At 34.9% G+C, this 2,504-nt stretch carries 1 protein-coding gene; it reads left to right on the top strand.

Annotated features, from left to right (window positions below; genetic code table 11):
• The first annotated feature begins 566 nt into the window (after nt 1-566).
• Complete coding sequence (locus G585_RS0116505; RefSeq protein ID WP_022776475.1) at nt 567-2,030, top strand: ATP-binding protein; 1,464 nt, start codon at nt 567-569, stop codon at nt 2,028-2,030.
• The last annotated feature ends 474 nt before the right edge of the window (nt 2,031-2,504 follow it).

Raw genomic sequence — 2,504 nt, 5'->3', positions numbered from 1 at the left:
GTCATAATAGATAAATGGTGCCCGACGTGGTACTCGGTACAATAAGCTGAGATAACAAATGGCTTAAATAAAGCATTTTTAGAAGGAGATATATAGAAAATGAAACTAGGAATCGAGGCAACTAGCCCATTTCACGTGTTGTCACGCCTGGTTACATATCTTCATTTTTCCTAACAATTCCCAAATCTTAATTTTACATAATTTCACGTAAATTCACGTGAAGAAGGAAATGCTGGTACATAGCTGGCACAAATTTGGTACATAGAAGTGTTCCTACGCCATTATAGTTTGGTAAGCCTAGGGCGACTAGTTTCACCGAGTTTTTTACATAGAACTTACATAAAAGTGCAGTTGTTTTTAATAGAATGACTGCTCTTTTTTGCCACTTGCTAATAAACGTGGGGGAGATGTTTGACGATTATTATCGGTAAACAAATACGTAATGAATTAAGTGAAGTATGCAGTGAAGCATAATGAAGTTTGCAATGAAGTGCAGTGAAGTTTTTGTTTACAACTTCATTTCCTTTTTCTATAATTCATATTATAGAGATAATAGGAGGCTTTGTATGCGTATTGAAGAAATGTTTCCACAATATGGACTGGAAGATAAAAAGACTGAGTACAAAGGAATCATAAAAGAAGGGAAAAGCGATAATGGTAAGAGTCTTGAAGTTGGCTGGCTTAAAACAATTGTTGCTTTTGCTAATACGGATGGCGGACGTCTTTTGGTTGGAGTAGAGGATAATACGCATAAAATTGTTGCTTTAGATAAGAAAACAGCTGATAAAACAATCTTAATGATTCATCGACAAATTAAAGAGCGGGTGGAGCCTGAGATTTCATATGATATAAATGGAATTGATGTGAATGTAGGAGATGGAATCAGATACATTATCGAAGTTATCGTGAAAAAAAGTAAGAATCTGCCTGTTACTTTGCATGAGGACGGATTACTTGGAATCTATGTGAGAAACTTCGGACGTACGGATATTGCGTCATCAGAGCAGATTAAAGATCTTATTTTGCTTAGTGATAATATTCCTTTTGATACTGCTAAAACTGATATTCTGTACAGTGAGAATAATTATAAAAAACTGCATGTAGTTGCAGAGGAAAGAAAAACAAAGATAACTGAAAAGGAATTGATTTCAAAAAGTGCGATTACTGAAGATAAATTGGTTACAAAGGGTATGCAATTATTTGCGGATGATTATGATGGTCTAAGAACAAAGGTTGTTGCTACTGTTTGGCCGGGATTAACAAAAGGAGGATCAATTGTTACAGCGTCAGAAGAGTATACCGGAAATCTGTTATCGGTTTTAGAAAAAACAATTAGTTTTATAAGTGCACATTCTGCAAATGGTTTCAAAAAAATGGATACAAAAACTGTACCATATATCTCGTTTCCAGCTCGTGCTGTGACTGAAGGTGTTGTGAATGCTATAGGCCATAGAAACTATTACATGTATGGGACTCAAATAGAAGTAAACATATTTCCAGATCGCTTAGAAATTACATCTCCTGGAGCTCTTCTTGGTGTAAGAGAATTATATAAAGAAAAGAACATTGCATCTATTATTCCGCGTAGAAGAAATGAAGTAATATGCAATATTCTTGAAATGTGTAAGTACATGGAGAAAAAAGGTTCTGGATTTGATTTTATAGAAGAAGATTATGCAAAAGCTGGCGAGCAATTTGCACCATTTATTACTGCTGATGCCAATTCGTTTACATTAACGCTTCCGGATTTGACGTTTGAAAAAGGAGTAATAGATATTACAGCAGATTCTCCGAATGTGTATGTTGAGGAAATACTGGAAGGAAAGAGTGATTTAAGAATTCTTTCATATTGCTACAACAATAAACGTACAGTGAAAGAAATAGCATCCAATATAGGTGTTACTCCTTCAACTTATTTTAGAAGTAGGGTTATTGATAGATTGGTTGCAAAGGGAATGCTATTAGAGATAAAGCAAGCGCCAGCTAATCTGTACACATCTAATTTGGAAAAAGTGAAAATTAAACTTTGATGGATATATTTGTGGAATCGGTTGAAGAATAAAAGATATGTATGGCTGACGAGGGTTTTTAAGTAGGGGCATACAGTCACAGGTGCGATGTTGCAATTATTATATATAAAAAGGTTTCAAAAAAACGTGAGCATGTGAGATGATTTTTCTCAAAACGCCTATTTTAAGAGGGCTGCGGTGTACCAAAAGGTTGATACAGTTATGAGCAACGTCTCAAATATTTGGGACTTATATTGTTTTATCTTGGCTTTATCTTCAGGGATTTGTCACTACACGTTTTTACAAATCCGTCCTGACATGGTAATATATATTCGCTGTGTCAGGACTATTTTTATGTCATAATAGATAAATGGTGCCCGGCGTGGTACTCGGTAATACGAGCTGAGATAACAAATGGCTTAAATAAAGCATTTTTAGAAGGAGATATATAAAAATGAAACTAGGCATAGTAGGTTTACCAAACGTAGGTAAGTC

The organism is Butyrivibrio sp. AE2015, from assembly GCF_000420825.1.
Lineage (GTDB): Bacteria > Bacillota > Clostridia > Lachnospirales > Lachnospiraceae > Butyrivibrio.
Note: the sequence above shows the minus strand (reverse complement) of the source record. Positions and strands in the feature narration are given on the sequence as shown.

Bases quoted from the DNA above. Each gene is read 5' to 3' on its own strand.
- G585_RS0116505 (WP_022776475.1), top strand. From the start codon at position 567: ATGCGTATTGAAGAAATGTTTCCACAATATGGACTGGAAGATAAAAAG.